The organism is Lutispora saccharofermentans (assembly GCF_024363565.1).
In the GTDB taxonomy this organism is placed as follows: domain Bacteria; phylum Bacillota; class Clostridia; order Lutisporales; family Lutisporaceae; genus Lutispora; species Lutispora saccharofermentans.
In genome coordinates this window covers 122,311-138,492 of sequence record NZ_JAJEKE010000010.1, presented here as the reverse complement: position 1 = coordinate 138,492, position 16,182 = coordinate 122,311, and the positions used below count along the sequence as shown (strand labels likewise).

The following is a 16,182-nucleotide window of genomic DNA, read 5'->3' as shown; positions in this document are numbered from 1 at the left end:
TAAATCTACAAGGAGGGGTAGCCATGGAGGATAAGATTGATAAGCTTTATGACCTGGTAGAGAAAATGTATAATAGCCTATCCGGCAAAATAATCAATGCTGAAACCAATATTAATAAAAGGCTTGACAATATAGAATTGACGCAGGAGCAGATGCAGACAAAGTTGGAGCAATTAGCAGAAATACAACAAAGCCACTACGAAGAAAATAAGCGAGAGCATAAAGAAATAATCGATAAGCTGAAAAGGATCGAAACAGCTACCCTGGAGAACGAGACAGAGATATATAATATAAAAAAAGTAAAGTAGGGTTGATTTCCTGCTTTTTTTATGCCATAAAATACTAATAATAAGCATTTTTCATATTTTTGTTCCATTAAATAGGTTAATATCTTATACTTAATATAAATAGTATATTATTAGCAAGGCATGGTGAGAGTATGCGATTTCAATATATTCCATATATATGGCCTTTGATTGTGTCTTCGTGCATTACATTATCTTTGGGAATATATGCATTGCTGAGGCGAAAAAACGCAAAAGGTGCCGTCAGCTTTATACTCAGCATGTTTGTAGTGACCATATGGTCTTCCGGCAATGCTCTTGAAATGGCGGCGACCGACTTCGGCACCAAGCTTTTTTGGGCGAATATCCAATACTTTGCTTATTGCTATTCTCCTGTAACATTGCTTGTATTATGTATGGAATTCACCGGATATCATGGATGGGTAAGAAATAAAAAGGTTTGGTGGCTTGCTGTTATACCTACAATTATCATAATGCTCGTTTGGACTGATGGAATGCACGGCTTGATAAGGTATGAGATGCATATGGATTACAGCGGATTGTTTCCGGTCATAGCTAAAAAATACGGTCCCATGTTCTATATTCATGCTGCATATTCGCATTTTTTGAATATTACTGCATGGATACTTATCGCCAGAGCGGTATTTTTAAAGAACACGGTATACAGAAAGCAAGCATTTGCATTGTTTTTGGGCTTAAGCTTAATTGTTATACCCAATATGCTGTATATTTCAGGCATCAGCCCTGTGAAAAGATTTGATATCACGCCAGTGTTCTTTGGACCGGCGGGGTTGATAATGACATGGGGTATCTTTCGCTATAAGATGTTCGACTTGATACCCTTGGCACGTGCTACTGTGATTGAGACAATGGAAGCAGGGATATTGGTACTTGATTTGCAGGACAGGGTGCTGGATATGAATCCGGCCTTTGAAAGGATCATAGGTTTGACTGCTTCGCAAGCTTCTGCCAAAAGGGTTGAAGAAGCCTGCCCCAAAATTCCGGAGCTGGCTAAGGCTTGTATGGACAGGAATATTGCACACACAGAGTTTTCAATAGATGCCATGGAATATGCAAAGGTTTATGAGGCATTGCTTTCTCCCCTTGCTGACAGGGAGGGTACTCTTATAGGAAGGCTTGCAGTTATATATGATATAACTGATAAGAAGCAGGCACAGCAGGAGTTTTTAAGGCATCAATGGAGGCTTGCAGTGATTGAGGAGAGGGAACGGATGGCCAGAGATATGCATGACAATCTGGGACAGGTTTTAGGCTTCATAAGCTTACAGGCTCAGGGCATCAAGCAGGAACTTCTGAATGCAGGGGTAGAAGTGGCCTCTCTCAAGCTGGACAAGCTGATAGGCGTCACACAGGAGACCCATGATGAGATAAGGCGATATATACGCAATGCCAGGAGTGCCGCCTTTACCGAAAAGGATTTTATCACAGCATTAGAAAAGGATATCATTAGATTTGAGGAAGAAACCGGCATATATGTTAAAAGGGATATGCCTGCTGATTTTACAGGTGAGGTACTGGAGCCTGCTATACGGCTGAACATGCTTAATATCATAAAAGAAGCTTTAAACAACGTGAGGAAACATGCGGAGGCTGATAATGTGAAAATATCCCTTTCACTTTCACAGGAGGAGCTATGCACTATCATAGAGGACGACGGGAAAGGCTTTGATTGCAGTTTATACGAAAACAGCGCCGGTACAAAATTCGGATTGAATATAATGCGGGAGCGTGCCGCCGCAATAGGGGCGAAAATTCGCATAGAATCGCCTGCGGGAAAAGGCAGCAGGATTGCTTTATATCTGCCTGTCGGGAAAGGTGGGAAAAATGAAGATGAAACTAATGCTGGTAGATGATCATCCTTTATTTTTGGAGGGTCTTCAATATCTCCTTGAAACCTATGGCATAGATGTAACCGGTGCAGCCCAAAATGGCAGAGAAGCATTGGAGCAGGCTCGCGCATTGAAGCCGGATATTATTTTAATGGATATCAAGATGCCTGAGTGCACCGGAATAGATGCATTAAAGCTGATAAAGGCAGAAATGCCGGAAATAAAGATAATCATGCTTACCACATCGGAGGAGGATGGGGATCTCTTTGATGCAGTGAAGTACGGAGCATCAGGGTATCTTCTGAAGAACACCAACGCCAGAGAGCTTGTAGATATGCTGTCTGATCTTGAAAAAGGAGAGGTTCCCCTTTCGCCGGATTTAGCTTCCCGGCTTTTAAAGGAGTTTAAAAACAATAGCTCCTATGAGCATAAGCATATGGAGAACCCTTCGGAGGACAGCCGGGAGAGGCAGCTCACCCTGAGGCAGACGGAAATACTGGAAATGGTGGCTAAAGGAATAACTTATAAGGAAGCGGGAGATGCGTTGGGGCTCACTGAGCGGACTGTCAAATACCATATGGGAAGGATCATCGAGCTGCTGCATCTTGAAAACAGGGCTCAGGTGATCGCTTATGCTGCCCGGACGGGTCTTGTCGAGAAGACTCAAAAATAAAAAAATAGGGTATATGGAATAACCCCGCATTGTGCCAGGCATTCAATATACTCAAATTGATAGACCAATCCAAACACTCGGCATCAAGCAGGACAGCTCCGGAAGGCCGGTTGTCATCCATCGGTAACCTTCTTCTTTATTATCTGCTTGATCCAGCATTTTACTAAGTTTTGTCCTGCTGGCGTCTGCCAATCCTTTTCAAGAACCTCATGGCATTTCTGACCAAGGCCTTTTCTTAGATGATGGCAATAAAGGCATTCAAGCGGTTCATAGCCTGTGTCATGTAGATCACAAAGACCGTTTTTCAAAAAATTGCATCCATTGTTTGCATGTTCCTGCAAGGCAAAATTCCCCTCACAACCTTTGAATGCAGGGGAGAGAACACCGAAGGCCATATCGGGTGAAATTTCCAGCATCATGCGGCTTCCATAGCCAGCTTTGATAGCCTTTGATGCTTCCTCAACGGTCCACCAGCCCGGACGAAGACAATATGATCTGCATATATCACAACTGCACGGTTCAGATGGCGGATATCTTTCACTCAAAGATTTATACTTTCTCTTTCTTTTCATCGCGCCCACCGCTATCCTTTTCCATCATTCCGCAAAAGAATTTGAGTGTTTTAACCATATATCCCACTACAGATTTTACATCTGCAAGTCCATGTTGTGCCATAATGTATTCCTTTGTCAGAGCAATTGATACATAGTTATATTGTTCCGCTATGATACGGGCTTCGACAGGTTTAATCATTTTGCGCCGGATCATCTTATTAATAAGTCTTTCATAATAATCCGCAGGCTCCTTGACGAGGTACCGGTAATACATTTCGGCAGCTCGTGGATTTCTGTGCTTTTCACAATCAATAATCGTTGCTGTGTTTGCGAGAGTGCTACCGACGTTTTTTCCAACATAGAAAAGAATGCTTTTAAACACTTCTTCCGGCTCCATAAGCATGAGCATTTGATCAATTTCTTCGTTCGACGGCCTTGTTTCGGGAGCATATTTTATGAACTCGTCAAAAAGGGTTTCGAGAATGTCGGCTTTGCTTTTGAAGTGGTTATACAATGAGCTTTCTTTAATTCCAACCTTCTCTGCAATGGCACGCACCGAAACGCCGTCATATCCGTTTTTTGCAAACAAATCTGCGGATATGTCCAAAATTTGGCGTGTTGTTGCCACTCCTCTTTTGCGTTTTTGGGCGCCATCGCTTTTCACATTATCCATACATCCCATCTCCTTTGATTTTATTATAATATCAATCGCTAGTTTAATCAAATATAAAGTTAACAAACGTTAGTTTAAGTGCAGCGTTTTAGCACAAGAAGTATATGGAATGCTGTTATGAGAAACCATTTTGACCTTTGCAAACCTCCTTATTGGAAGGCTGCTAATAAGGGCTGTATTTTTTTATTTCTTGTGACTGTACTTTAGTACATTGTATATTTGCAGAAAAATATGTAATATCTAAGTAATTATACAGAAGTTTCAGATTATTGATATAAAGTACGGAAGAACTATCGAATACTATGGGGAGGGATTGGATTGAACAGTGCAAAAATGAAGCCGATTCTGGCATTCATGCTGATAATGATAATGTATATGTCTTTTTCAAGCATAACAGTATACGGCGGATATCAATGGTATTTGCTCAATGACGATGGAGGTTCTCCAGGCTCCTGGACAAATTTGAATGATGAGGTTGCAAGGGCTGCCTCTCTTAAGAACGGGCCTTCCGGCGGCAACCCGGGATATTTCTATTACTTCAAAAATGACGAAGACGGTACGAGAGAAATGGCTGATGCTGAGATTGCAAGAACTGTCAATTTGAATGAGGAACAAAAGATGTTGTGCAATTTGGGGCAGCTAACAATTAATTTTTCAGTAGACTATTTCGGATGGGATGATAGCAATGGTGATAATGATCGGTTTAAAGTCCGGTTATATAAAAACGGTACCGCACTTATTCATGATTCAGGTTATTATATAGGAAATAAATCCTGGGAAACGCTGCGGAAAACCGGGATTATTCTTCCTGCCGGCACCACAAGCATAAAAGTGGATATATATGCGGACAGGGATGGCGGAAGTGACCTGGACGTGTATCTGGATAACATCAAGGTATGGGTTTCCGATGAAACATCGCCTGCAATGACCGGTGCAGCGGTGGATGGAATCAGGGATTATAACGGCAATGCAGTGCCGTTGAAAAAGGACGAGGATACAGGGGAATATCTGGATAACTGGGTCAATACTTCGGATACAATTTATGGGAGTGTAAAGTATAATGAACCGGTAACTATATCAATGAGTACTTTTCTGATGACAAATATTCTGCATAGAGATGGCTCAATGCTCTTAGGAGATATTCCGGGCAGCACCTCGCCTAAATACTCCCATGAGTATCAGATTCCGCTTGCCGGTGCGGACAGATTGGGGGAAGGAAGCGGCACTGTAAAATTCTTTTACAATCCCGGTGAGGCGGGCCCTTTCAGCATACCTGTAGGGGACATTGGAGGAAACGATGCCAGATACATAGAGAAGCCGAATATAGAGAAATATAAACTCAAGCTGGATAATGCAGTTCCCGAAATAATTTCACCAGCATGGCCATATGACAGCTATAAGACCTACGAACCGGACAGGACAAGCGTGGATATTATAGTTCGCGAGGAAAACAGGGGGGCTGAGCAGTCGCCTCTCACCTTGATTTATCATTGGGAATATAGAGATATAAGCGGTATCAAAATAACAGGGCCGGAGAAGAAAATGCTCATAAGCAATACTGTAATACCCGTAGAGGATGATACTTATACCACCTATACAGTCAAAATTGATATTCCCAATGGAAGCGGCATACCCCCTTATCAGGAGTTCACGCTTTATGCCGAGGTAAATGATGAAGCGAGAAACGTATACGGGAACAATTATATATGCTTTGGAGTAAACCAAAATGATGCTACCCCGCCAGCCATAACCTGGGATAAGAGCATTCACGGCGATGGGACAGCAGTGGACCTCAATGAAGAAGAAGATACCCTATATGCCGCAAGCCGTACGGTTTCTTTCAGTGCGGAGGATTTGGAGAGCGGCATTAAAGAGGTAAAATATCTTTGGACAAGAGAGACCTATAAAGAGGGTACAGATGTAATAAACAAAGCGGTGCTGCCTGCAGAGGACGGCAAATATCATATACAAGGGACAAGCTTTGATGCTCCGCTGGAAGGTGTATATTATCTCAATATACTGGCATCAAACGGCACAGCAGCCGAAAGCATCAGCAGCAAAGCCTTTTATTTTGACAATGAAGGCCCTCGTGCTTCAGGTGAAATCATTTATATAGACGAAAAACCTGTTTCAGCACAATACCACATAGAGGATAGGGCTTTGCAGGGTAAGTTTTTATATGCTTTATTGACTATGGATATGGGCACCTGGGACTATGAGCCGGTCACTGAACCTGACATATCCGGAGGCATTAAGGATGACGGCATGTGGCGTGCATTGGAATTGGATAGTATGGAAGGCACTGCAAGCATAGATGGAGTGCTTGGTGGCATATCTGATACCGGATACTACAAGCTGATAGCCAGGTTTTATGACGAATATTACAATTGGACACAAATTGAAAACCAGATATCCTTTGATTTTGATCCTCCCATAATCAAGGTTAAAGATCTGGGAGAGCCGGAAGTATTTCAAAAGGATCATGAGGTCAGTATAGAAATAATTGATATGTCATATGTAGATTTACGGAGTGATGATTTTTCTGTAAACTGGGTAGACGCAACCGGCGTAGAAAGGATCCCTGCCAGCTTTGAAAATCTTCAATCCATTATCATAAGGGGAAGCGATGCTTTAAACGGCAGATATCATCTCAATATCAAGGCGAAGGATTTTGCCGGTAATAGTACGGATAAAACAGTTTTTGAGGATGGAAATCCTGCAGAGTTCTGCTTCGATAATAGCCCTCCAACGGTAGATATAACATATGATAAGGAAATTGCCCAAAACATATTCAAATTCTCCTATTCAGAGCTTAAGGATGCTTATACTGATGTAGCTTTGTTCAAATATGGAATATCAGCATCACCGGATAATGAGCCTTCAGAGTGGATAGACATAGGCATTGCTTCCAATCAAGGGGAAGTAACCTATCCTGCCGCTGAGGGGGTATGGTATCTGCATATAATGCTTCAGGATACATTGGGCAATGAGCAAATCACCTGCCTTACGGAGCCGCTCCGCATAGATTTGACCAGGCCATCAGGGAGCATCGCTTTTGGCAGCGGATATACCAACAAGCTGAATGTACCGCTGCAGCTCAGAATAGATGAACTGCAAACAATAGCCGGTAAAACCTTTAAGACCATATTATCGGATGATAGGACAATGCTTGAGGATGAGGCAATAGAGGCAATACAGCCAGCGGACTGGAAGGATATAACCTATGAAGATGGACTGGCGATCTGCAATTGGGCCCTTGCAGATAAAGAAGACGGGGAGCAGCGGGTATTTGCCAGGTTCATGGACGGGGTCGGCAATATATCAGATATATATGAAGCTTCCATCATATTGGACAGAACTGCTCCCACAGGAGAGGTGGCCTATGATATCACAGGGCCAACAGCAGGGAGTGTGATTGCAAGCTTGACAATGAATGACAATTATAATGCGGCCTTGCTCAATAATGATGGAATCAGCTCTTATGTATTCAACCGCAACGGAGAGTTTGAGTTTGTCATCGCGGATAGTGCCGGGAATAAGGCTCATATAAAGGCTGTTGTAAATAATATCGATAGGGAATCTCCAAAGGCATATGTCACATATTCCCATCCCAGAGATATATGGACCAATGAATCCATAACCGCTGCCCTTCATTTGGAGGATATAAACGGCTATACGATTTTGAGCGAAGGCGGATTTACCCACACCTTTGATGAGAATGGGGAATTTTTGTTCCGGTTTGAGGACACTTTGGGCAATAGTGGGAGTATAAAAGCAGAGGTAAAAAATATAGACAAGGAAGCGCCGGAAGGCAGCATCATATATGCCGGAGGAGATACAGCACCGATCACTGTATATCTTGATGCCCACGAACCTGTGGAGGTAACAAACAATGGCGGAAGCTTTAGATATGTGTTTGATGAAAACGGGGAATTCACCTTTGAATTCCAAGATAAAGCAGGGAATACCGGAACAGCGGTTGCTTCAGTATATACGATCACCTCTCCTGAAAGTTATATGAATGTTATGTACGGTGACTCAGGAGGCCTCACAAATGAAAACATCAGAGCGGAATTCACACCCAACCCCGCTTCAGCATGTATAACAAGCCCTACGGCGGAAGGGGATTCACTTGATACATATACATACCGCTTTATTGATAATGGGGATCATTCCGTATCGATAAGAGTTTTTAGTGAAGAAGGGAATACAAGGACAGTAACAGGCAGCGTTTACAATATTGACAGGATTCCGCCGGAGGCATATGTGTATCTTAGCACAGAAGAGCCCACAAACCGGGATGTGACAGCTATCTTGCTCACCCACGACGACAGGGGGAGAAATGTAAAGATCCTGAATAACGGGGGAGGATCAGAATATGTGTTTAATGAAAACGGCACCTTTACCTTTGAATTCATGGATGAGGCAGGAAATATAGGGTATGAGGAGGTCACCGTTTCCAATATTGACAAGTCGGCGCCGGAAGCCGGCATCAGGTATTATACCGATGAGCTCAAGCCCAATAAGGTATTTGCAGAGATATACTTTCCGGAGAAAGGGGAGGAAGTTGAGATACTGAACAATAATGGCCTGGATACCTTTGAATTTGTAGAAAACGGAACTTTTACCTTTCTCTATTCGGATAAAGCGGGAAATACAGGTGAAATAACCGCAAGGGTCAGCAATCTGTCTGACGGCGTTCCAGCGGGAACCATTGAATATTATATAGGGGAGACCAAAATCTATGACCCGGATGAAATGATGATAAATAAAAGCGTGACGGCAAAGCTGGTTTTAGCCGAAGAAGGCGGCCCCTATACCATAGTCAATAACGGAGGCAGCAGCAGCTATACCTTTGAGCAAAACGGAGAGTTTACATTCGTTTATGAAGATGGAAATTTCAACAGGGGCCTTGCTGCAGCTAAAGTGAGCACCATAGATAAGGAGGCGCCTGAGCTCCGGATTGTTGCAGACACTCTAAGGCCTACCAGAAATAATGTTATTATCACAGTAAGCTACAGCGACAATACAGGCATTGCAAAAGTAAGGCACAATATGGAGCCGGAGAGCATCATATCCTCTGAAGCGGGGTTCGACTACATATGCACCGAGAATAAGATAATTGAGGTTGCTGTTGTTGACACTGCGGGAAATGAGACTGTAAAGGCATTTGATGTAAACTACATAGACAGGAAAAAGCCGACGGCTGAAATAGCCTATACTCCGCTCACCGGTACGAACGGAGATGTAAAAGCGGTATTGATCATGAATGAACCGGGAAGGATTTTGACCAACAGCGGCAAAACGGAGTATATATTTACTCAAAACGGAGAGTTTGTATTTGAGTTTGAAGATTATGCAGGCAACAAAGGATCAAAAACAGCAGCTGTAACATGGATTGATAAGACTCCTCCCGCAGTGTCCCTGGAATACAGCAATGGTGAAATGACCAATAAGCCTGTTGAGGTCATACTGCGGGCAGAAGAAGGTTCGGTGATCATAAACAACGGCGGCTCAGCGAAGAGGGCCTTTTACAGGAACGGGGAATTCACCTTCAGAGTGATGGACGATGCAGGGAACATCGCTGAGATAAAGGCCGAGGTAAAAAATATTGATGCAGACAAGCCTGTGATAACACTTAAGGGATCGCCCTATACAACTATTTTTCAGGATGAAGCTTATATAGAACCGGGATATACTGCGGTTGACAATATAGACGGAGATATATCAGCTCAGGTTATTGTAAAAGGAAGTGTGGATACAGGAATACCGGGAATATATATTTTGAGATACAAGGTATCCGATAGGGTGGGCAACAGCGGTGAAGAAATAAGGACTGTAAAAGTATTGAGCCCAGGCGAAATTGTGCTTCTCCTCAACGATGAGGTCGCCGAAGGAGAAAGCGTGATTTTAAATGATTTGGATGTAAAAGTCAGCGCCCTTGGCAGCGAGGGGAGCTTAAAGCTCAAGTGGGAAAAGGGCAAAAGGACCCAGGCCTATTTCAAGACCGGAGGATACACTGTTGCTCCCGGAGAAACCGTCAGGCTTGAGGCATTCAATTGGTACACATTCTTCCTGCAGGATAGGGAAAGAAGGACAAAAACTATACAGGTATATGTAAATCAGTAGCGGAGGTGAAATGATGAGCAGGAGATTAAAAGCAGCTTTGATGCTTGCGGTTTGGGTTTTAGGCCTTATTGGTAATTCAATTCTGGAAGTCAGCGCGGCAGGAGTGCCGGAAGTGCAATCTATCAAAAACAATATAGTTGAGCTTTTGGTAAACAAGGAGGACGGAAGGTTTGCGGTTAAAACCGCCCAAGGCTCTCCAAGCAGGCAGGAGGATAATAATAAACCTTTGCTTTTTTCGGAAGGTGTTCCCGAGACCACCTTCACTACCTTCAGGATTGATGGAAAGGATTACATATACGGCAATTCATATAATGGGATAGTCATGGATGGAGGCATGGTAACAGCGCCAAAGGTGGAGGGGATGAATAATATCTCCGGCTGGAGAATCGGAGATATTGCGGTCACACAGAAGCTGGAGCTGACGGACAATATGAAAAGCAGCGATGTGGGAAACATCAAAATAAGCTATTCCATCACAAATAACGGTACCAAAAGCAGCATGGTGGGAACGAGGCTCCTCCTGGATATGATGCTGGGGAGCAACGACGGCTGCAGTGTTTCGTTGGACGGCAACACAGATATTTCTTATGAAACCCAGGTTATGGGAGAAGATATTCCCGTATATTGGAGGTGTACAGACTCTGCGGACAGCCCCAGGGTGGTGGCTTACGGTTTTATAAAAGGCTGGGGCAATACTCAGCCTGACAGGATGACTATTGCACATTGGAACGCACTATCCGCTTCAAAATGGGATTATTCTATCAATCCAAAGCGAAATATAGGTTCATCACTCAATGAGTACAAAAGTGCAGATTCCGCAGCGGCACTTTATTGGGAACCAAAGGCACTGGAGCCGGGTGAAACCATACAATTTGAAACTTACTATGGCCTGGGCAGCATATCTGACAGTACCAATGGGGATACCTTCAGCGTGAATGTCCTGGCTCCCGCCAGGCTGAATATTAAAGGAGACATATATGAGAACAATCCCTTTGATATTTTGATGGAGCTGGATAACAGCCTTGAAAGCTCTGAAGAGCTGGTGGGCATCAATGCCGAGCTGATCCTTCCGGATGGCCTGGAGCTGGCAGAAGGCCAGCAAAGCAGCCAATATCTATATAGGATACCTGTCAGCCAAAAGCAGACGGCATCCTGGAAGGTAAAAGCATTGAATACCCAGAGGATGAAGGTGCTGCAGTATATGATACGCATCACCTCCTTGGACAGGGAAATCAAGAATATAAAGAAGTTCATCATAATTCCGGGTTTTGAGGATGATGATTCCGATATAGGTTATACGGATATAGTGCCCAGGAATCTTTATTATGAGGATGAGGATAATGCCATACAGATCATAGGCTATGGATTCGAGAAGCTTAAGGATAAAAGCAGCTATGAAATGAGCCTGGTAAATACGTCGAAGGGGAATGCCATATACCTTGGCGAGTCCGATATAAGCATAATCAGTGACAACCAGGTCCGCATAAGAATTGCAAAAGGTTTGGATACGGGAACGTACAAGCTTGTAATAAACCATAAAAACGATATGCTGGACTATACCCTTGGACAATATATAACGGTGACATCGGATGTGAGATATAAATCCAGAAACTATGGGATTTTGGTAATAAAAGAGGAAAACATCGGCGGCAAAAGGGTTCAAAGTGCCGTGCTTTATGAAAATGAATCTCAGCTCAGTGCCGGCGATAAAAGCAATGCAATGCTGATAATCAGAGGCAAGGTGAGAAGTGTATCCGATGGAAGGTTCGATGTCTCCGGTGATACCATAGCCATAAATAATGACATATATTACAAGGGCTATGGAGACAATAATCTGACTGTATCCAAAAGCGGAGGCAGCTTCATAGTAAAAGGAAACGGCGAGCTTTACATGCAGTCGGCACTTTTGGGAAAAAGCATGGATATAACCTTGAAAAAGGGCCATTTCTATATCGATTCGGCAGAAGCCGTCATTGAGGATGAGGATGGCTATGTAGATGATACCAGCGTTTTGTATGTAGGATACTTCCCCATACTGGTAAAGAAGATTAAGATACAGAGCGATGGGGAAGTGAAGGTTGACGGAATACTGCAGCTTGAGAACAAATACTTCAACTTCCTTACCAGCATTGGGACAGGCTTTATGGAATCAGATATAAAGGATATGGGCATAACGAATAAGAAGATAGACATCGACACGGAGATTACGATACCATTTCCCCGCTGGAAGCTTGGGGGCTTTCAGTCCAAGGATTATATGACCAAGAAGTCTGCCAGCATCACCTTTTTTATCAATACAACAAAAGGAGCCTATGGCTTCAAGACCAAGGCAGAAAATCCCAAGCTGAAGCTGCTGGATATAAATGCCGAAATGGCTTTTGATAAGAATCTGTATCCCGACTATTTCGAGTTTGAGAATAAATATGGTGCAATACCCAAGCCCATAGGAAGCACAGGGCTGGCTTTTGAGAGTATTGGGGGAGGAATTTACGGGCTGAAGTCCATGATGGATTCGCTGCGTTATGGTATTTTGCCTACGGGCTCCAGCATCGCAGTAAGGGCGGATATTGTGGACTTGCTGACCTACCATGCGAGAATAAAGGGATATACATTGGTGGGGCTTAGGGATATTGAAGCAGTCTTGAGCTGTTCCGGTATCGATCTTGAAGGAGACGGGTATATTTATTTCATAGACGTTGGAGATATCGCGGGGCACTTTGATTTCAGCGGTGGTTATATAAGCGCAGACCTTAATATACTCGATATACTGATAGCCGACGCCTATTTCGGCATAAGCAGCCATGAGATAAAAGGCTCGATCAGCGGGAAAGTCAAGGTGCCGGATCGTGTCTGGTTTATAGGGGGAAAGACCATTAGCAGCTTCGGCGCAGGATTATCCGACAGAGAAATAGAAGGCAATGTCAAGTTCATGGGCGTTGGGGTTGGTATTTGCTATAAATGGGGCGGATCAGTAAGTTTTGACGTGGCATCCCTTGGCTCTCCGGATAAAAAGAGCATATATACAGTCAAAACTAAAGATGCCAGGGGAGAAGATGTAACTATAAGCTATGGCACCAATATAGAAAAGCTCAGAGATATCCCATATTCCTACAATGTCTGCTATGGAGGCAGCATAGGCGGTGCTCTTGCTCTGGGGGCTTCTGCTTACACATATAAGGCCAAAATAGATGAGAGCGTTGAATCTGCCATAATCGAGATGAAGTATGATTCCTCTGCAAAACCGGAGATAACAGTGACAGATCCGGATGGAAGCATATATGAGCTTGTTGAGGAAGTAAACTATAGGAACCATATCATACCCGCAGATGTGTCTGATTCCGGAATGGAAGAAAAGCGGCTGTTCGTGACTATTGTTTCACCAAAACCCGGTGAATGGACAATAGAATCAGATAAAGCTGTAAAAATGACCTTGTATAATGCCAAGGAACCGGCTGTTTTCCAATCACTTTCTGCAAAGCAGGAGGAAGGCAGGATCAAAGTGGATTGGGAGCTTAACAAAACTGAGGAGAGCGAGGTGGCCCTATACCTTGTAAGGGAGGACGGAATTTCAAGCTCAATAGAAATTGGGGAAAATTTGGATGGCGCTTCAGGATCATATGAATGCCCGATTCCGTCAGGGATAACAACAGGAAGCTATAAAGTCCGCGGCGAGGTAAAAAGGAACGGCACCGGCTTTGATGAAATGTATTCGGGAAAATTTGAGATAATAGATGCTCTGGCACCGGAGATCCCTTCGGATTTCACAGTAAAAACCATAGGAAACGGCATGATGAAGGCACAATGGGACGAAGCAATAGGAGCGGATGAGTATCGCATATATGCAGTGGATGATGAGGGAAAAATTGATAAAACCGTAGAAGCCATGGTAAGCATAGACGGAGACAAGACAGAAACAATATTCGGCGGGACATTGTTTGATGGTGAAGGCAAAGAATACGGCTGGCTTACCGGCAGAACATATAAATATGGTCTCTATGCAGTCGACAAAACACTTGCAGCGGGTTTGGAGGAAGAGCATATCAGCAAGCCCTCCTATTCGGAAGAAATATATCTGCCGAAGCCCCAGCCTCCTGAATTTACAATTGATTTTACTTCCGAATACGGCAATATAAATATAGAAAAAGATGAGAATGACAATGAGATACGATATACAAATGCCGAATATATAGATTGCAGATATCGGTCAGATGAAACGGCAAAAGCAGTATTCTACATCAATGGAGAAAAGATCGATGAAGCAGAGAACAAAAATTACAGCTTGCAGCTGAACCTTGTGAGGGGCAGCAATATGATAGAGATCGAGGCAGTAGGGGAAAACGGGGATAAGGCCATAAAGGCATATGATTTTTATTATGATGATAGAGCCCCGGAACTGATGGTGCAGAGCCCAAACAGCAATGATGCCATACAAAGCGGGAGCATATTGGTATCCGGAAAGACAACGGCAGGCAGCAAGCTCTATGTGAATGGAGCCCGGATGACTGTGGAGGAAGATGGCAGCTTTAACGAGGAATATATGCTTTCTGATTTGCAAAGGGAGACCATCACCATAACCTCTATGGACCTGGCAGGGAACCGTACAGAGTATTCTGCGGAAGTCCTCAACTCAGGTATCAGCGATATAGTGAAAGTAAAGATAATGCCGGAAGATATACAGATGAAGATTGGAGAAAGGATACAGATGAGACTCTATGGGATGACTGAAGATAACAGGCAAATATTATTGGAGCCGGATAAAGTAGATTGGCAGATATATGATACTGAAGGGTCGGCATCTATAACAAAAGACGGTTTATTGACAGCAAGGAAATATGGCGAAATTGCGGTGAACGCTGAATATATAGTTTCAGCCGATAGGGCTTACGAAGATGCTGCAATCGTCAGGATATTGCAGAAAACAAGCGGTAAGGACGACGAGGATGAGGATAAAGGCATTCCTACAGATATTCCTGATAATACGGGCATTATCAGAAACAGTGCCGAAACAGGAAGCCTGGTAAGAAGAAAGCTGGATTTTAGGGCAAATGAGGAAATAATAATACCGGGACTTCTGAAGCTCAAATTTACCGGTGACGAGCTATTTAAAAACGGATACATAGAAGTCCATGAAATAAAGGATCTGCTGGAATACAGGGACCAGAGCGATAAGGATTTCCTCAGCAATATATTTGATATCAAAGCACCGGAAGGATATAAATCCAATTCACCTGTTGAGATGACGATTTATTTCAATAAAAACAAAGCCAAGGGTTTAAAACACATAGGCATATATGAATATGATGAGAAAAACAGTGCTTGGGAGTTGATTGGGGGAGCCGGTGATGAAGCTAACGGCTCTGTTACGATAAGGATTTCGCATTTCAGCAAGTATGCAGTTATGGAAAACAGCGGAATAGCTCTTATGACAGATATAGAAGGCCACTGGGCGAGAGATGCAGTGTACAGGCTCATGGACAAAGGTATCGTCAACGGCATAAAATCAGCAGCCGGCGAATACATGTATGAGCCGGAAAGGCCGGTTACAAGGGCAGAGTTTGCTAAAATGCTCTCTCTGAGCGCGGGTTATGTGCCGGATAATGGTGACACAGATCTGTCTCAATTCGCAGATGATGGGGAAATACTGCCATGGGCAAGGACATATATGAAATACTGCAATAAAAGGGAATGGATGAATGGAAAGGGTATAGGCAAGGCAGTATATATGAAGCCCAATGACACCATAACAAGGGCTGAAGCAGCGGCCATGATATCTAGGGCATCAGGCTTTGCAGCAGCTGATAAAAATATAAAAGCAGCATTTTCCGATAAGAACAAAATACCGGACTGGGCAGCGGGATATATTGATCAACTGACGGAGGAGAAGCTTATGCAGGGCTATTCTGACGACACCTTCAGGCCGGAACAAGTGCTTATTCGAGCCGAAGCGGCAGCCCTGTTTGATAATTATTTGAAAAAATAAATCCTTTTTCTTTGCCGT

General features: G+C 43.5%; 6 protein-coding genes and 1 pseudogene. 5 read left to right on the top strand and 2 right to left on the bottom strand.

The genetic code is table 11. The features are described from left to right. The 3 genes and pseudogenes from LJD61_RS12205 to LJD61_RS12195 all read left to right on the top strand — a co-directional run. Positions 1–308 (top strand): annotated as a pseudogene (locus LJD61_RS12205) (hypothetical protein); the annotation flags it as partial. 131 nt (positions 309–439) lie between these two features. Further along, a complete protein-coding gene (locus LJD61_RS12200) occupies positions 440–2,179 on the top strand; it encodes a histidine kinase N-terminal 7TM domain-containing protein (protein WP_255227825.1) in 1,740 nt (579 codons plus the stop codon). After that, the gene (locus tag LJD61_RS12195; protein ID WP_255227824.1) at positions 2,151–2,828 is read left to right on the top strand and encodes a response regulator transcription factor; all 678 of its coding nucleotides are present in this window, start codon (positions 2,151–2,153) and stop codon (positions 2,826–2,828) included. The genes LJD61_RS12200 and LJD61_RS12195 overlap by 29 nt, the downstream gene beginning before the upstream one ends. A 113-nt stretch (positions 2,829–2,941) precedes the next feature. Here the strand turns inward: LJD61_RS12195 and LJD61_RS12190 are convergent, their stop codons facing one another. Next, positions 2,942–3,400: a hypothetical protein gene (locus LJD61_RS12190; RefSeq protein WP_255227823.1), complete on the bottom strand. Its 459-nt coding sequence runs from the start codon at positions 3,398–3,400 to the stop codon at positions 2,942–2,944. Next, a complete protein-coding gene (locus LJD61_RS12185) occupies positions 3,378–4,055 on the bottom strand; it encodes a TetR/AcrR family transcriptional regulator (RefSeq protein WP_255227822.1) in 678 nt (225 codons plus the stop codon). Before LJD61_RS12185 ends, LJD61_RS12190 begins: the two co-directional genes overlap by 23 nt. A gap of 318 nt (positions 4,056–4,373) precedes the next feature. Here LJD61_RS12185 and LJD61_RS12180 point away from each other — a divergent pair, with 318 nt between their 5' ends. Further along, the gene (locus tag LJD61_RS12180; RefSeq protein WP_255227821.1) at positions 4,374–10,184 is read left to right on the top strand and encodes a DUF5011 domain-containing protein; all 5,811 of its coding nucleotides are present in this window, start codon (positions 4,374–4,376) and stop codon (positions 10,182–10,184) included. Between the two features lie 13 nt (positions 10,185–10,197). Further along, positions 10,198–16,164, top strand: coding sequence for an S-layer homology domain-containing protein (locus LJD61_RS12175; RefSeq protein ID WP_255227820.1), 5,967 nt, complete (start codon positions 10,198–10,200; stop codon positions 16,162–16,164). Positions 16,165–16,182: the final 18 nt, after the last annotated feature.

Bases quoted from the DNA above. Each gene is read 5' to 3' on its own strand.
- LJD61_RS12200 (WP_255227825.1), top strand. From the start codon at position 440: ATGCGATTTCAATATATTCCATATATATGGCCTTTGATTGTGTCTTCG.
- LJD61_RS12195 (WP_255227824.1), top strand. From the start codon at position 2,151: ATGAAGATGAAACTAATGCTGGTAGATGATCATCCTTTATTTTTGGAG.
- LJD61_RS12190 (WP_255227823.1), bottom strand. From the start codon at position 3,400: ATGAAAAGAAAGAGAAAGTATAAATCTTTGAGTGAAAGATATCCGCCA.
- LJD61_RS12185 (WP_255227822.1), bottom strand. From the start codon at position 4,055: ATGGATAATGTGAAAAGCGATGGCGCCCAAAAACGCAAAAGAGGAGTG.
- LJD61_RS12175 (WP_255227820.1), top strand. From the start codon at position 10,198: ATGAGCAGGAGATTAAAAGCAGCTTTGATGCTTGCGGTTTGGGTTTTA.